The following is a 15,273-nucleotide window of genomic DNA, read 5'->3' on the forward strand; positions in this document are numbered from 1 at the left end:
TTAAGGAAGAGACTGAGCTAGTACAAATGACCGAGTCAAGTAGTGCATTTGGCTCGGTTTAGATTAGTTGTTTTTCCAGTTACAAAAAAACAACTTATCGAATAATTATTATAAGTCTCACGACGCCTCAGAGAGAGGTATTTGCAATTCATCCACAAGGGTTTGCTTAGATTTATACTCTAGCTCGCTTCTCTTTATTTTTAGCTTTTGTAATAAAGCACTATGAGTCACCTCGAAATCATTAAAAATTGTAGACCAACTTTTAACGTATACTCGAATTCTTTCATCCGCCCCGGAAACAAGGCCCGCGCCGCCCTTACCAGCAAGGTCTTTCAACCGCCTTGTAATTTGAGTATCATTCTGGGAGATTTTAGTTCCAACAAGAACAACATCAAATCTCATTCTCTCATCATTAAAGGCAGGATGCTTATCAAGTACCTCAGCATAACGTTCAGCTTGAGCTAAATGTTTCTTATTCAATGCTACACTTGGTCTTTTTATTTCAATGATCGTACATTTAATAAATTCTTCTTGTGTAGAATGATCAATTGTGACCATTTTGCGTGCAAGAAACAAATCTACTTGGCCTTTTGCCCCCTCTATGGTAGCGCCTTCAATAAGATCACTGGTACTGATATCGTCCCCATCCAATATTTCAATATCTGAATTCCGAAGATTTCTAGCTGTATTAGAAAAGTCATCCTCTTCGGCACCTATAGTTGTGTACTGAGGGCCAAACAACCATGTATTAGCCTCAATAATACCTTGTAAGTCTGGTGTTTCTAGAACTTCTTTAGCGTGCTCTTTAAAAAGGTACTTCATTTTCTGTACGACTAGATCTCGCTTATGAATGTGTCCAATCGTGCTAATTATATAATCAAGTTTAGATTTACTTATTTGAGATGCAAATTCATCCATTTGCTCCTTATTTAAGTCTAAAACGCCTTCCAATATATCTATCAAACTATCATTTTCACTTGATGTAGATAGCCTATCAAGCAAACCGATTATAATTTTTGTTTGCTTAGCCTTTAGCCCATTAAAAGCTGCTGGATCAGCAACGCAGATACTAGTTACTAATTTCTTCGTATGTGCAATTCTAAAGGAACGATCTTCGTCAGACTCCCAATTGTAAACAGGAAAATATCCTTTTTCTTCGAAAGAATCGACAAGCTGAACAGCTCTTTCTCTAAGGAACCCCTGATAAATCTCGGCTGTTTTGTTGCGCAGTTCTTTTAGCAGCATAGCTAAAACTTTATTCCCATCACTCTTTTCACTAATGAAGAGATCAGCATTTGGAGATGAGGTATCTTGAAAATTATCGAACCACTCAGATTGTATATATCCACTTATGAAAAAATTGTTTTTGTAGTTAAAACCAGTCAGATTTCTATACTTCTGATGTTCTTTTGAATCTCTAAAATAATTGTATGACTTTTCACCAGATGGTTTTTTTATCCACTGAATGATACTTGAACTAAATATATTTCCATCAACATCTATAAGCTCTTGAAACAACCTATGTTGGGGAGGCGTCACTCGGACTCTATTAACTGATATTTTAAGGTTAGAAAAAACTATTAGCTTCCAACCAAATTCATTTGAAAGCTCCTCCATGATATTTTCAATATTAGGGATTTTTTGAGATTTTTCACTCGTAATGCCCGTAAGAAATACTGATGTCCCACTTCCATTTGAAAGAATACTACTATGCTGTTCTTTATCGTCGATCAACTCAACTTTGTACGTTTTAATACGAGACGAGTCTATGGTAATACGTGCATTCTCAGATTGTCTTCTCGTAAGCCAGGTTGCTGTTGCAGCATATTTATGAAATGAATACCGCCCTCTGCCTTGACTGCCTTTTTGGGTAACCTGTTTTTTGGATGAGTCATCCCAATTATCAAAATTTCGGTCTAGGTTATGAAAGTCAATTCCTTCACCATTATCATGGATCTCTATTGACTCCACCCCGCCGAGATCACAGGTGTTAATAATGACATCAATATCTGATGCACCAGCATCCAAACCGTTCCAGATATATTCACTCAACATCTTCCAAGCGGGAATTGAGCCGAAACGTTTTTTTATCGACGCATTTGTAATACCTGTTGTCCGTTCTTGAGGAGTCGTCACTTACCTATCCATCCAATCAATAAAAAATCCATGCTGCTATCTTAGCCTAAGTTGGTGTACATATTAACTATATTGTTGGCACAAGCCGGCGTTTCAAAGCGTTAGTCCAAGCTCCAACAGAAAAACTAAGCTACGCTATCTATTCCTAATTCTTCTCATACTCCTCCAAGTCTTCAATGTGCCACAGCTTGTTTCGTGTATTTCGGTTGATACGAGGTTGCGGCAAGCTGCCATCTTTTATTCTTCGCCAGAGCGTCGTATAGCTAATGTGGTAACGAGCCATAACTTCGTAAGACGTTAGAAAAGGGGTTACTTGGTGCGCTACTGCTGTCATCTGCATTCTCCTGAAAATCAATGTAAAGCTATCATCGCCTGATTCATCACTTGTTGATGGTCAGAAAGATGCATGATTTGTTCAGAAGATCAGGCCCATACAAATGAACTTTTAGGACAGCAAGAAAGCAACCGGTAACCAACTCAACCGGCAAACAATTAGAGATAATCGCGAACGTCTTACCATCATTTCTCGATTTTTGGCATAAAAAATATAGGCAAGTTTTGGCTAAAACCCAGTAGGAACAAGGCCTACAGCTAGGTTTGTGTCATGGAATTTGGCTAAAAACGGTAAATATGGCGATTTGTACTCAAGTTTGTACACATTTTCCGAGGTTACGCTTGAACATCATTGAAAAGCAAAGAAACGAGAAAAAGACAAAAAGCCTTTAAATTCAGTACGTAGAGATGTGATTGTGGTGTGCAATGAAAGGTGGTTTTAAGCGTTGAAAGGCTGGGCGGCATCAGGGTGGGAAATTATGGCAAAAGTTCTACGACGAGCAACTTCTTGCTGAAAAATAGGATTAGACATCAATGGTGATCTTCTAGTTGATAGACGAGAGAATGTAAGGCACTGATATATCGCTATAAGTAATAATTAAAGTGACTATAAAGACATTCAACCCGTAAGTTAATCTTAATTGGCGCTTATTTTCGCCTATCTTGTCTGTATAAACAATCAATGGTTACTATTTTATCTGCTTGAGGGAGTGATGCCTAGTGTTTGAAAAAATTAATCGTGCCTATTGCTTTATAGGGTAACGCTGTTTTCATTGATACTCTCAAAATACTTATTTTACTAAAATTTCTACAAACTGACTTTATGAGTTACTAATAAAGCCCTGAATTAGCCTATTTATTTTCGGTTAAAATCGGGATTGAATATAAGTTCCTAAATAAATACACCTTCATTTAGATTTAATTTTGTCTATATTTAGAGACTAATCACTTTATTTAAAACAAAAATAAATACTCAATTTACTTATTTTAAATGCCATTCACCTTTTTAACACTGTTATAATCACCTAACGTTTTAAAATTAAACAATGACAAAAGTGAAATTAACTTGATAAATTTATATTAAGTGAAAATAAAGATAAATTTTAAATACAATTAATAAAAAATAAAATTTTCACACTTCAAATAAAATAAAAAAACGCCTAATAGAAGGCGTTTTAAATTTAACTTAAATAAAGATTTAATTAGAAAGAAATAGGATAAGCCATGATAATCGCATCTTCATTGCCTGTCTTTGTTGGGTAATAGTTTTTGCGTTTTGAAACGAAATTAAATCCTATAGATTCATAGAGATTGAACGCTTTTTCATTAGATTCCCGCACCTCTAACCACAGGGTAGTAATATTTTTTTTCTCAAGCGTTTCAATCAGTTCTAATAAAAGTTCTTTACCGTAACCTTTCCCCTGATAATCAGGATGGATTGCGATATTAAAAAGTGTTGCCTCATCTAATATTAATTGCGTAATTGCGAAACCTACAATAATATTATCAATGCAAATTTTCAGATTAAAATAATGACTTCCTTGGTTACTATAAAATGTTTCTTCACTCCAAGGGAATGAATGACTTAATTTTTCAATTTGCCATGCTAAAGGTAAATCAGCAGGGTTTAAGAGTGAAATGGTCTTCATATTGATAGATTTGTTTCCAAAGATCGCGTTTTGCATCAGCATCAAAATATAACTGATGTAATGAAGGGCTTCTCAGAGAAGTATATTCAGAGGGAAGTATGAGATCAGTGCCTAATAACCAGCAGGGAAGATCAAATGATTCTGTGAGCATGCTCACATCATCTGTTGTAATACAATAGATTTCGTTTTTATCTATCCCCATGGCGCTAAAAATATCAGAGAAAAGCCCGTTATTTAGATCAACGGTATCATCAGTAATGATAAGTAAACGTGTTGTATCCGGAAATTGAACAGAATGCTCGCCTTTTAACACAGCAGGCTTATGAAGTACCCACTGACGAATTCCAAGTTGGGATAACATTCTGTCTTTACGGCTCATTATGCTTACCTATCAAGTGTAGAACAACGGTACATAGTATCAGAGGGCATAAACTACGCCAATAAATAGCGTCGGTTTCTTTATATCTGATATCATGCGTCTCATGTTTTTTAAGGAGTAATAATCATAATGTCCTCACTGTCCCCTGCTAGCGAAGTTATTCTTCGTCACCTAGATCATTTCGCAGACAGGCATGTACTTATTGCAGGTGATCTCCAAGATACTTTCGCAGCACAGATCCAGGCAAAAAGTGTCAGAGCATATACCAACCAATATCACCAGTGGCTACCATTACTAAAATCAATGGGTGATAACGCACTCTTTGGTTTAGTTGCAGATCAGTCCTTTGTGAAATATTGCAATACCTTGATCTACTTTTGGCCTAAAAATAAAAACGAAGCCACTTTCCAACTGCGTAGCCTTTGCTCTAACTTACAAGTGGGTACTGAAATCTTTATCGTCGGTGAAAACCGTAGCGGTGTTAAAAGTGCCACTGAATTAATGAACGGTATCGCTAAACTTAAAAAAATAGATTCAGCACGCCGTTGTAGCTTATTTTTTGGTACTCAAACATATCAAACACTGTTTGACCGTAATAACTGGTGGCAAACTTATCGCCATGATGATCTCACTGTAATGGCATTGCCGGGTGTCTTTAGCCAAAACGCATTAGATGAGGGTAGCCGTTTATTACTTTCAACTTTTGATGATGCAATGGTTGGCGATTTACTGGATATGGCATGTGGCTGTGGTGTACTCGCCACTGTACTTGGTAAGAAAAACCCAATGTTGAAACTGACACTATGTGATGTGAATGCGGCGGCAATTTCTTCTAGTATCGCCACCTTAAACGTGAATGAATTAGAAGGTCGAGTAATTGCAAGTAATGTCTATTCAGCGGTCGAAGAAACTTATGATTGGATAATCTCAAACCCGCCTTTCCATGATGGTTTAGGCACAAGCTATACCGCTGCTGAAGATATTATTCGCCTTGCTCCAAATTATCTGAAAAGAGGCGGTAAATTGCGCATTGTAGCGAATTCATTTATCCCTTATCCAGATATTTTGGATCACGTATTTGGCTCTCACGAAGTACTTGCATCAACAGGTAAATTTAAAGTTTACCAAGCAACCAAGAAAGACTAATCACAAGCCCTGTTATCTCAAACAGGGCTTTATTTTTGGGGCTGATTTTAAGTGATAACTCAAGGTGTTTTATTTTTCATCACCAAGATAATTTATTGATAAAAAATAATTGACGCCAAAAATAAAAGGCATAAAATTCGCTTCCTGTCTGAATGCGAGAGTGGCGGAATTGGTAGACGCGCTAGCTTCAGGTGTTAGTGTCCTTACGGACGTGGGGGTTCAAGTCCCCCTTTTCGCACCAAACAGACAATATCCAGAGTAAAATTATTGAGTAAGACTGCGAGGATGGCGGAATTGGTAGACGCGCTAGCTTCAGGTGTTAGTGTTCTTACGGACGTGGGGGTTCAAGTCCCCCTCTTCGCACCACTCAATAACCTTTTTTTCTTGTGATAACTCCCCTCCAATCACTCAGCGAATATTCTCTATCCATAATATGCGACTAAAAGTGTCATCAAACTGTAGGTTAATACAACACCTGCGGGTATCATCACCCACATCTGTAATTTTTTATGGAACAGCATCAAGGTGGATAACAGCATTGAAACCACTAAAATCAGCGTAAAGGCTGATGTTCCTGCAATATAATGCGTGATCACTGTTAGCAAAGAAGAAACCGCCAACATTTCCCATAAATTTATACGAGATGTCCAAGATGTCACTGGAGGTATACGTGTTGGTTTAGCCATAATAACACACCATTAATGATAATGATTTTCATTATTATATATAACACTTATACCAAATCAACTTATATAAAGAAAAAAACTTATTTGATATCCTTATTTTTTAAAGGGTTATGTGTATCTTTTAGAATAATAAATAAAAAACGTCTTACCATTTTCACGATAAGACGTTCAATTTTATTATGTTGTTATAGTGGTCAATAAACGAAACTAAGCGTTATTTAGATTGATAAAATGAAAGACTAAATGAATATCTTCAGGCTCTCTTTCATAAAGCTCAGGATCAGGAGTATCAACTAAACGACACCCTAAATGCTGATAAAAATTCACACTATTTTCAGAAGGTGTTGATGATATATATAATCCATCCGCCCCTCTTTTCTTCGCATATTCCACACAATAATCAAATAATATTCGTGCTAAACCTTGCCCACGTTGCTGGTGGCTAACATGTAAAAAAGAGAGTTGCAGTAAGGTACCATTTTGACCACGTTTTTGCGGATCAACACTCGCAGCTGCAATCAATTGACCTTGTTTAAAAACACCCCAGAAAGGTGCTCCTCGGTCAAAACTTTCGAGTAAAACAGGAGTGTAATGCTCTGCTTCACCTTCTGGCCAACCTTTCATATCAAAACGTTGCTCTGATAAAAGTAACTTTCCTTCTTTTAATACATACAGCTTTTCAATAAGCTCAGTTCTATCAATTTCCCATACTTGTGGAATTTCATTCCTTGTTAATTGACGAATATTGTTTTTCATTATTAAAGATTAACCTGTTCTGATGATGCTTCACTTCGTTCTAATGCGTGGTAAGCCACGGCACAGAATAAGGAATTCAACCGTTTCATATCACCGAGCAAACTGGTATGCAGAGAACTAGTTTCAATACTTTGCATATTATGCAAATGAAGACGTTCTACATGAGCAAACGAGTAACGCTGGTTGAGTAAACGGAAACGATGTTTTGCTCGACGTAATTTACGAGCATGTTCCATGTTGCCGGAAACAAATACCGACATCGCCAGATTCAGATTACTTTGCAGACGCTCAAGGAGTGTCTGTAATTCACGACGCCCTTCCTCCGATAAAAATAAGTGATGATTTAGACCTTTACTCACCACTTCAGATGACATACGCGCTATGATAGCGGATGATTGCTGTAAATTCATCGCTGTATCAATAATTTCAGCCCAACGTCGAGAGTCTTCAGTTCCTAGATCATGCTGTTGAATTTGTGCCATATACAATTTTATGCTGCTATGGAGTAATTCGACCTCTTCTTCTAACTGGCTAATTTCCCTTTTTTGCTGACGATCACCTTCCATTAATGCAGTAAAACGTTGCAACATTTGTTCGACAACATCACCTAATCGTAGGGATTCTCTAACCGCATTAGCGATAGCTAAAGAAGGTGTATCAATAGCTGATTGATCCAAATAACGAGGTGCCACTTCAGATCCTGTAGCAGGCAATTCTGGGATCAGTCGCTGACATAATTTTGCCATTATGCCGACAAAAGGGATCATCATTACACAGCGTGCAAGATTATAAATAACATGAAAATAGATAACGACTTCAGCCGGTGAAAATCCATATTGCTGAATTTTATTTGCAATGATGGTTATCCAAGGTAAAACCAATAGCGCACCAATCAATTTAAAAAATAGACTTCCTAGTACTACTTGGCGTGAAACAACATTCTGCCCTCGGCTACTCATTAACGCCAACAAACCACTACCAATATTAGAACCAATCACAATGCATAAACTGATGTATAAAGGCATTAGCCCAGTTGCACTTAATGTCGCTGTTAATAACACAGCAGCCAGACTTGAATAACTCACCATAGCAAACAAAGCGCCCACTAAGAGAGCTAAAACAGTGTCTCCACTTAATGATGTGAAGATAGCTTGTACCGCACTGGCATGGGTAATTGGTTCTGCGGAAGTGACTATCAGCTGTAAGGCTAAAATAATTAAACCAAGACCAATTCCTACACGCCCTAATTGCCCGACCCGCTCTTTTTTACGGCTTAGAAAAGTGATCACCCCGACAAGAATAAGTAGTGGAGATAACCAAGAGAGATCAAAGGTTAGCACTCGCGCCATCAGTGCAGTACCCACATCTGCACCTAACATAATAACCAGTGCCGGTGTAATCGAAATCAGCCCTTGCGTCACAAAAGAGATAACCAAAAGTGCCGTCGCATTACTGCTTTGGACTAATGCCGTTACCCCAACACCCGCAAGGAAAGCATTGGATTTCTTATTAATACTTTTACCTAAAATTCGGCGTAAATCAGAACCAAAGACGCGCATAATGCCTGTACGAACAATATGTGTTCCCCAGACAAGAAGTGCGACTGATGAGAGTAAATGAAGCAGTGTCAGCATAGAAATAATAACCTTATTTTTATCGTTGTTTGTTTGACTCTGTTCTCCTTCAATCTCATAAAAAAGAGAAAGACCACGAGCAGATAATCTATCTGAGAAAAATTTTTACGGGTAATGCCTTAAATAACGTAGAGTGTTATTTGACAAAAAGATATTGCAACTTAAGTGCAATAATCAATGGAGAAGTTGAGAATATTACATAGATTAGTTTGTAAGTTCTGTTAATTATAACAGAGAATGTGTAACTTTCAAAATCAGCCTGTAAATAACCTATTGATTTATTATCATTTTATTTTAAATAGACTAAATTATTAATAAAAAAACGCGACCAGAGGGTATCTCTCTAAGTCGCGCGAAAATACAACAATTTAGTAAGGCAATTCGACTACAAGTTCAGACAGACTATAAATTCAGCTTAAATTTATTTCAGACCCATTGCATCACGCATCGTGAAGAACAAGTCTGTTTGGTCAGTTAATCCAACCACATTAGCTGCATGCGGGCCATAAGCAGCCACACGCAATTGCGCACCAGTATGCTCTTGAGATTCCTCTTCAGAGTTACCGTAATTCACCACCATAACCGCACCATCTTTAGTGATAAGTGCTTGTGTTAACCCGCTTGATTTCACATCCGCTTCAATAATTTGGCTTGAGTGAGCATGGTCTGCAGTCACGATAATCAGCGTATCACCGTTTTGCTTAGCGAAATCTAAACCGATTTGTACGGCTTCATCTAGCGCAACCGTTTCACCGATTTGTCCACAAGGATTAGCGTTATGATCTTGCTTATCAATAGAGGCACTTTCGACCTGTAAGAAGAAACCATTTTCATTGGTCTTCAGTAAGTCGATCGCTTTTTTGGTCATTTGTGCCAGTGTTGGCGCATTTGGATCGAGTTTAGAGTTAGGTTTGCACTCTAATGGTGGATTGTTCAAATTACCATGATATGTCGCTTTAGGGCCTTCCCATGCCACGGCCATATTGCCCTCATGGAACAAACCTAATACTGGTTTATCTTGGTTTGCCAGCGTAATCGCATCCAGTGATTTTGCATCCTTCACTATTTGATAACCACGCTCAATCGCTTGCTGTTCTAACGTTTTGCCTTTGTACTCACCGGCAGCTGCAGTTTGAGCAAAACTTTTCGCTCCGCCCCCTAATGTAACGTCTGCTCGAGTCACTAAAAGCTGCTCAGAGATAGAGCCTCTACCACCATTTTCTAATGCGTTTGTTGAGCATTTTTCTAAAGTCTCAACGGGGCCATAGCATTTACGTCCTGTCACATGCGAGAACAATGCCGCAGGTGTCGCATCTTGAATTTCCGACGTTGTTACGTTCCCTGTTGCCTTTCCATTGGCTTTTGCTAATTCCAAAATAGTTTGGTGATCCTTACCAAACACATCAATTCCTAATGCACCATTATAGGTTTTCACACCCGAAGCCCATGCCGTTGCTGAGGCTGCCGAATCGGTTACATAGTTAGGTTTTTGTGTTTTTCTATCTAATGAATAGTGTGTGTATTGACCCGTTATCGGTAACGCATCAATGCCTTTAAAGAAACCACCAGCACCTTCAGCGTAGTTACGTGCAACAGTGATTTCAGAATCCCCCATACCATCACCAATAAAGAGGATCACATTTTTTGCCTGGTTGTTATTTAAAGCGGCTTTTAATGCCTCAGTTTGATCTTGAGTCATACGGCGAGCACCGCCAAATTCCGTGATATTACCTTTTGCTGCGCGATCTTGTGCCAAAATTGTATCCGCAGCAACGGGAGCTGCAAAAGAAGAGAAACTCGCACCAGCTAATAGCGTTGTTACAATAACGGATAAAATAGAACGTTGGTAACGATGAGACATAGCTTTTTCCTTGCACTCTAAAATAAAAAAAACAGGATTAATGTTTTAAGTCAGGAAAAGCTTACGGCAGTTAAATGACAGAGAAATGAAGAGTAAAAGCGATTTCGATGACAGCTTTATGACAAGTTGATGACAAACAAAAAGCTTATACCGCGAATGCGTATATAAGCTTCTGTTGTATTAAAGCATATTGTTAAGGCGAGATCTTAAACTAGTCATTCTCTTGGGTTAATGCTTTTGCGCCCAAATACAGGGTTTCACACCAAGAAATATAATCATGCCCACTGGCCATTTCGAGTGATTTAACAGGATAGCCTTTTTGCTCTAAAACCTGCTTAAGATGGCGATTATTATTTAAAATCCCCCCTTTATCACCACGACTTTCAAATAGCCCTGCTTCTAAGAAAAACTGCAATGGCTTTTTATCTGCTTGCTCAAATTGTCGAATAAGCCATTCTGGCTCTTCATTTTCAGGTGCCCACCAATAAGAGCCAGACATACTCAGCACTTTACCAAAACGATCAGGGCGATTAAATGCGGCCCATGAAGATGCTAATCCACCATAACTTGAGCCTGATATTATCGTTTCTTCCCCAGATACGTGAATACCTTTCTCTTTTTCTAGCCAAACAAATAATTCATCAGCCAAGAAACGATAAAAATCAGGGTTTGGCGGTAATTCAACACTACGGCGATCACTATCAATACTATCAACAAATAGGATCATCATCGGTGCCAATTTACCTTCCTCGATCTGTTTATCAAAAAACCGATCAATACCATATTGGCGACGATAAGTTTGACCATCAAATAACACCAAGATCCGCGGTATTTCCATTTTTTGGGCTGGCAGATAAAGTGCAATTTCACGACCATTATTTAAGATTTCACTGTGAAAACGAACAATCTCGGTCTTGCCTTTCATTGTTCTATCAAGAATATCGGGCAATTGGCATTCACGTTTACTGTCTAACGACAATAACGAAAAGTGATTATAGATATCCTCAGACTGACTTGGTGAATTTTGGGAATTAAACGGATCGGCTTGTGCCGTGGTTAAGATCGCACGACGTTGTTCAAAAGGCTCTGAATTTTCAATAACAGGCACATCAGGCGCTAATTTATATTGCATTAATGTGTCGTTAGGCACGATATAACTGCGATACCAAATATCGCTATTGGCTAAATGGGTTAACGGATCATGGTTACCATCGGGTGATCCCAATAAATAAACATTCTTTTTGGCACCTTGCCATAGAAAAGTGACTCGCTTTTTATCATGATCATAAGGCTCAATCAGAGGAGTTCCTTCCTGATGTATTTGTTGCCAAAATGCCTGAATATTTTTTTGATCAAGTTGTTTGGCGAGTGTTTGTAAACGAGGGCTAGTTGGTGCAATACCTGCATCTTTATCTAACGGTTGATAAGGCTGTGTTATTAGCGTGAATTGCCACTGTTTTTTGGCTTCGCCTTGTGCAACCAATTGATAATGTGTCGTTTCGGGTAATAAAAAGCGTACTTTCTGTTGCCCATCAGCAGGAATATCCTTTAATAAACTACGAATATGAGTGCCATCTTGTGTCTCTAACCGTAGGTTTTGTATCCCTTTTACGTTTAATTCAACATAACGTTGGCTTTCTAAATAAGCGGTAAAACACAACGTATTATTGTTATCAAAATGACCTGTCATTTCTTTATTTTCAGTTACTGCTAAGCAACTTGCAAAGCTGGGAAAAGAGGCCATCAATGCGCATATCATCAGAGGAATTCTCACTTTATTTCTCATTATTAACTATTGTGAGAAGCAATAGTAATGATAATTGTTATCAATTCAATGAAAATTAAATGAGTATAGATAAATAAAAGCCTCCTATTTTATTATTGAGGAGGCTTTCTTTCTAATTAATTACCTGAGAGACTTTCCTATCAACGTTCTTCTAATGGATAACTACGGAAGCTCCATAATCCTAATGCTTTTAAGCCATCACGATAAATGCCTTGTATATCTGATTTACTTGCCTTTTGTAATTCAGCTAATGGCTTATCTGGTGCAACAACTGTTAGGTAAGAGATATCACTTGGGCCACTTTGCCAGCTTGCAAGTGTGAAAATCGCATCGGCACGACGAACATGACTACCAGAGCTAATAATAACAGCTGTTTTAATACGATGTTTGGTTAAGGCATAGCGGCTAAATAACGCATTCTCGACTGTTGTACGTGCATAGTTCTCTTGGAAAATACGCTCTGGTGCAATACCATTTTTCACCAACCAATCCGCCATTAACTTTCCTTCTGTTTGATGTGCTTTAGGCACACCACCCGTCACGATAATCATGGCTTCAGGTAATTGTTTAGCGACTTCTAAGGTTTTATTTAGACGTTCAATTAAAATTTTATTCATTGTACCATCAGGATTTAATGCATAACCCAATGTCACAATCGCATTGTTATCTTTGGTTTTATTTAGTTTTGCCAAATCTGTTTGCGTTAATTTATCACTTAACGGCATTTTGCTGACACGATCTATCTCAGCAAAGAAACGTTTGAGTTCATCCGCTTTCGCCGGATTTAATGATTTTAATTTATTGAAATAGGCTTCACTTTCTTTATCTTTACCTTCGAAACGTGTCCACGAAGTCACATAAATTAACGCATCAATATCATCAGGAGCGGCTTCTAAAATCTGTTTATAAATCGTAATTGCGCGAGGAACATCATTGTTATAGATATAAGCGCTGGCAGTACTAAATAATAAATCAAGGCGGTAAGGCTCTAATTTATAAGCTTGTTGCAGTTTTTGCGCCACAATTTCCATATTTGATGGCAGTTTTCCCGTAAAACCAGCATCAGAGACACGCGCTGGTGACTTAAAAGCATCTAATGCATCTTGGATCAAACTATCAACCGTTTGGCGCTGAGAGACATACTGCTGATAACTATTATCAGGTTGATGGACTTTTTGATAAGCCAATGCATTTGATGAGACGGTAAAACCTAAAGCAGCAATCGCTAACGAAATGACTGTTTTCTTGATATGAAGTGAAACACGGGAAGGTTGCGCCATTATCTTGTCCTTTTACGAAAAATAGTCTGCTTCTTCACCTAAGCGAATGAAGATAGAGAGTGTGACTCCTCACACCTAATGGCAAAAGAAATACACACCGATAAATCTATACCTATTTTCTATAATAGAGATCCCTGAATTAATTTTCAGTAACCTTTTTCACCTTATTGAAAAAAATAGCATTATTACGTAGATAGCTTATTTGACAGATTTTTTTATATATTTTTATCTTTTGGCAAGAGATTTTGTTCTGATAGGTCATTAGTAGTAAAGAATAAAAGAAATTTACTCAGGAAGAAAAACATTAAGTTTTGAGACAAGCGATTATTATCATTCTTCAATGTAAAAAAACGCCACTAATGGCGTTTTTTAATCATAATGTTACTCAATATGTTTTGATTGCATCATCAATAATTCTCTGACTAATTCAACGCAACTTAAGAAACGTTCGTCATAATCAGGGGAGTTAACTTTGATATACTCAATATTGTTTTTATCGAGCATTTCCATTAATAAGGTTTGGAAACGACGACGATCTTTATCACTCCCTAAACTACGCAAACCATCGGCTACCCATGGCGTGTTATTTTCTAGCAAAATAACTAAATCAAAACGGTATTCATCAATCAGAGCTTGAACAAAGGGGTGCTCTTTACCCTCATAACGTAAACAAAATGCCTGTGTTGTGACAAAGTCCGTATCAACAAAAGCAACTTTATTTGCATATTTAACAGCAAAATCAATATATTGAGCATGCCCTAATGCAATTTTATCGTAGTCGGAATATTGTAATGCCATTTCATCACCACCAAGGTGAGAAAATACATAATCACGACCATATTCCCATGCACTCGTCGTATTGAAAATATTGGCAAGCTTATTCACTAACGTTGATTTACCGCTGGATTCGCCACCTAAAATCGCTACTGTACGCACAAAGAAAGGTTTTACTTCTGTTGGAATATATTCCCAATATTTAAAAGGCGCTTGGCGGATTTGACTGCCACTGATATTCATAAATGAACGTTCAGGATCAATCAGAACCGTTTCAATACCCAAGAAAGCATTATATTGATCCGCATCTTCCCGTTCACTAGTATAGATAAAATCAGGGGTTATCTGCTTTTCACGCAAAAATGTTTTGATCCCATCACTCCACATTTCCCAACCATGAGGCTGTGGCTCTATACCGTGTTCATCAAACTCATGAATACGGATATTCTTTTGATATTTAAAGGTTTGTAATAACCAGCGCAATCTATCACTGACCGTAGGTTGTTGTGACATCGCACTGTTGATAAAAAGGTTTTTATCACGAGGCTCGTCATGACATAAAATGACATGCAATTCATCTACTTGACTACAAGCACGTTGAATTAAATAAATATGCCCGGTGTGAAGAGGATAAAATTTGCCAAAAATCACACCAATGGTTTTCTTTTTCACTGGGTATTCTAACCCTAAAAATTGGTGTAATGCCGACATCTTTTGAGCACTGGGACTCTTGATTTTATTATTAATCAATTGGCTAAGATAGCCTTTCGTCATATCACTTTCATCAGCAACTTTTTGTAAAGTATATCCATTTTTTCTGATAGCCTGTTTGATATAATCAAAAGAGCCCATA

12 protein-coding genes and 2 tRNA genes are annotated in these 15,273 nt (G+C 37.8%); 3 read left to right on the forward strand and 11 right to left on the reverse strand.

Going from position 1 to position 15,273, the window contains the following annotated elements:
- Positions 1–117: 117 nt before the first annotated feature.
- The 4 genes from GTH25_RS15325 to GTH25_RS15340 all read right to left on the reverse strand — a co-directional run bounded on the left by GTH25_RS15325 (position 118) and on the right by GTH25_RS15340 (position 4,497).
- Positions 118–2,136, reverse strand: a complete 2,019-nt coding sequence (locus tag GTH25_RS15325) for an ATP-binding protein (protein ID WP_000211147.1) — start codon at positions 2,134–2,136, stop codon at positions 118–120.
- A gap of 145 nt (positions 2,137–2,281) precedes the next feature.
- Positions 2,282–2,470 carry a helix-turn-helix transcriptional regulator gene (locus GTH25_RS15330; protein WP_000127615.1) on the reverse strand — a complete coding sequence of 63 codons (189 nt, stop codon included), beginning with the start codon at positions 2,468–2,470 and terminating at the stop codon, positions 2,282–2,284.
- Between the two features lie 1,201 nt (positions 2,471–3,671).
- On the reverse strand, positions 3,672–4,118 hold the full coding sequence (gene rimI / locus GTH25_RS15335; RefSeq protein ID WP_075672703.1) for a ribosomal protein S18-alanine N-acetyltransferase: 447 nt from the start codon (positions 4,116–4,118) through the stop codon (positions 3,672–3,674).
- Positions 4,087–4,497: a DNA polymerase III subunit psi gene (locus tag GTH25_RS15340; RefSeq protein ID WP_075672704.1), complete on the reverse strand. Its 411-nt coding sequence runs from the start codon at positions 4,495–4,497 to the stop codon at positions 4,087–4,089. Before GTH25_RS15340 ends, rimI begins: the two co-directional genes overlap by 32 nt.
- A 129-nt stretch (positions 4,498–4,626) precedes the next feature.
- On the opposite strand from GTH25_RS15340, the gene rsmC reads away from it, so the two are divergent.
- The 3 genes from rsmC to GTH25_RS15355 all read left to right on the forward strand — a co-directional run bounded on the left by rsmC (position 4,627) and on the right by GTH25_RS15355 (position 6,009).
- Positions 4,627–5,643 carry a 16S rRNA (guanine(1207)-N(2))-methyltransferase RsmC gene (rsmC, locus tag GTH25_RS15345; RefSeq protein WP_075672705.1) on the forward strand — a complete coding sequence of 339 codons (1,017 nt, stop codon included), beginning with the start codon at positions 4,627–4,629 and terminating at the stop codon, positions 5,641–5,643.
- A 154-nt stretch (positions 5,644–5,797) separates the two neighbouring features.
- Positions 5,798–5,884: transfer RNA gene (locus GTH25_RS15350), tRNA-Leu, on the forward strand.
- 38 nt (positions 5,885–5,922) lie between these two features.
- Positions 5,923–6,009: transfer RNA gene (locus GTH25_RS15355), tRNA-Leu, on the forward strand.
- Between the two features lie 56 nt (positions 6,010–6,065).
- Here GTH25_RS15355 and GTH25_RS15360 read toward each other — a convergent pair.
- The 7 genes from GTH25_RS15360 to nadR form a co-directional block, all read right to left on the reverse strand.
- Positions 6,066–6,329, reverse strand: a complete 264-nt coding sequence (locus GTH25_RS15360) for a DUF1435 family protein (RefSeq protein WP_075672706.1) — start codon at positions 6,327–6,329, stop codon at positions 6,066–6,068.
- Between the two features lie 207 nt (positions 6,330–6,536).
- Positions 6,537–7,085: a GNAT family N-acetyltransferase gene (locus GTH25_RS15365; protein WP_075672707.1), complete on the reverse strand. Its 549-nt coding sequence runs from the start codon at positions 7,083–7,085 to the stop codon at positions 6,537–6,539.
- 2 nt (positions 7,086–7,087) lie between these two features.
- The gene (locus GTH25_RS15370; RefSeq protein WP_099660237.1) at positions 7,088–8,719 is read right to left on the reverse strand and encodes a Na/Pi cotransporter family protein; all 1,632 of its coding nucleotides are present in this window, start codon (positions 8,717–8,719) and stop codon (positions 7,088–7,090) included.
- A gap of 421 nt (positions 8,720–9,140) precedes the next feature.
- Positions 9,141–10,580, reverse strand: a complete 1,440-nt coding sequence (gene phoA, locus GTH25_RS15375) for an alkaline phosphatase (protein ID WP_075672709.1) — start codon at positions 10,578–10,580, stop codon at positions 9,141–9,143.
- 211 nt (positions 10,581–10,791) lie between these two features.
- A complete protein-coding gene (locus GTH25_RS15380) occupies positions 10,792–12,324 on the reverse strand; it encodes an alpha/beta hydrolase-fold protein (protein ID WP_238795292.1) in 1,533 nt (510 codons plus the stop codon).
- A gap of 182 nt (positions 12,325–12,506) precedes the next feature.
- Positions 12,507–13,646 (reverse strand): ElyC/SanA/YdcF family protein, encoded by a 1,140-nt coding sequence (locus tag GTH25_RS15385; protein WP_083629087.1) that lies wholly within the window; start codon positions 13,644–13,646, stop codon positions 12,507–12,509.
- 381 nt (positions 13,647–14,027) lie between these two features.
- Positions 14,028–15,272: a multifunctional transcriptional regulator/nicotinamide-nucleotide adenylyltransferase/ribosylnicotinamide kinase NadR gene (nadR, locus tag GTH25_RS15390; RefSeq protein WP_075672710.1), complete on the reverse strand. Its 1,245-nt coding sequence runs from the start codon at positions 15,270–15,272 to the stop codon at positions 14,028–14,030.
- Position 15,273: the final 1 nt, after the last annotated feature.

Source organism: Proteus terrae subsp. cibarius (assembly GCF_011045835.1).
Taxonomy (GTDB): domain Bacteria; phylum Pseudomonadota; class Gammaproteobacteria; order Enterobacterales; family Enterobacteriaceae; genus Proteus; species Proteus cibarius.

Bases quoted from the DNA above. Each gene is read 5' to 3' on its own strand.
- GTH25_RS15330 (WP_000127615.1), bottom strand. From the start codon at position 2,470: ATGACAGCAGTAGCGCACCAAGTAACCCCTTTTCTAACGTCTTACGAA.
- rimI (WP_075672703.1), bottom strand. From the start codon at position 4,118: ATGAAGACCATTTCACTCTTAAACCCTGCTGATTTACCTTTAGCATGG.
- GTH25_RS15370 (WP_099660237.1), bottom strand. From the start codon at position 8,719: ATGCTGACACTGCTTCATTTACTCTCATCAGTCGCACTTCTTGTCTGG.
- GTH25_RS15360 (WP_075672706.1), bottom strand. From the start codon at position 6,329: ATGGCTAAACCAACACGTATACCTCCAGTGACATCTTGGACATCTCGT.
- nadR (WP_075672710.1), bottom strand. From the start codon at position 15,272: ATGGGCTCTTTTGATTATATCAAACAGGCTATCAGAAAAAATGGATAT.
- GTH25_RS15385 (WP_083629087.1), bottom strand. From the start codon at position 13,646: ATGGCGCAACCTTCCCGTGTTTCACTTCATATCAAGAAAACAGTCATT.
- phoA (WP_075672709.1), bottom strand. From the start codon at position 10,580: ATGTCTCATCGTTACCAACGTTCTATTTTATCCGTTATTGTAACAACG.
- GTH25_RS15340 (WP_075672704.1), bottom strand. From the start codon at position 4,497: ATGAGCCGTAAAGACAGAATGTTATCCCAACTTGGAATTCGTCAGTGG.
- GTH25_RS15365 (WP_075672707.1), bottom strand. From the start codon at position 7,085: ATGAAAAACAATATTCGTCAATTAACAAGGAATGAAATTCCACAAGTA.
- rsmC (WP_075672705.1), top strand. From the start codon at position 4,627: ATGTCCTCACTGTCCCCTGCTAGCGAAGTTATTCTTCGTCACCTAGAT.
- GTH25_RS15380 (WP_238795292.1), bottom strand. From the start codon at position 12,324: ATGGCCTCTTTTCCCAGCTTTGCAAGTTGCTTAGCAGTAACTGAAAAT.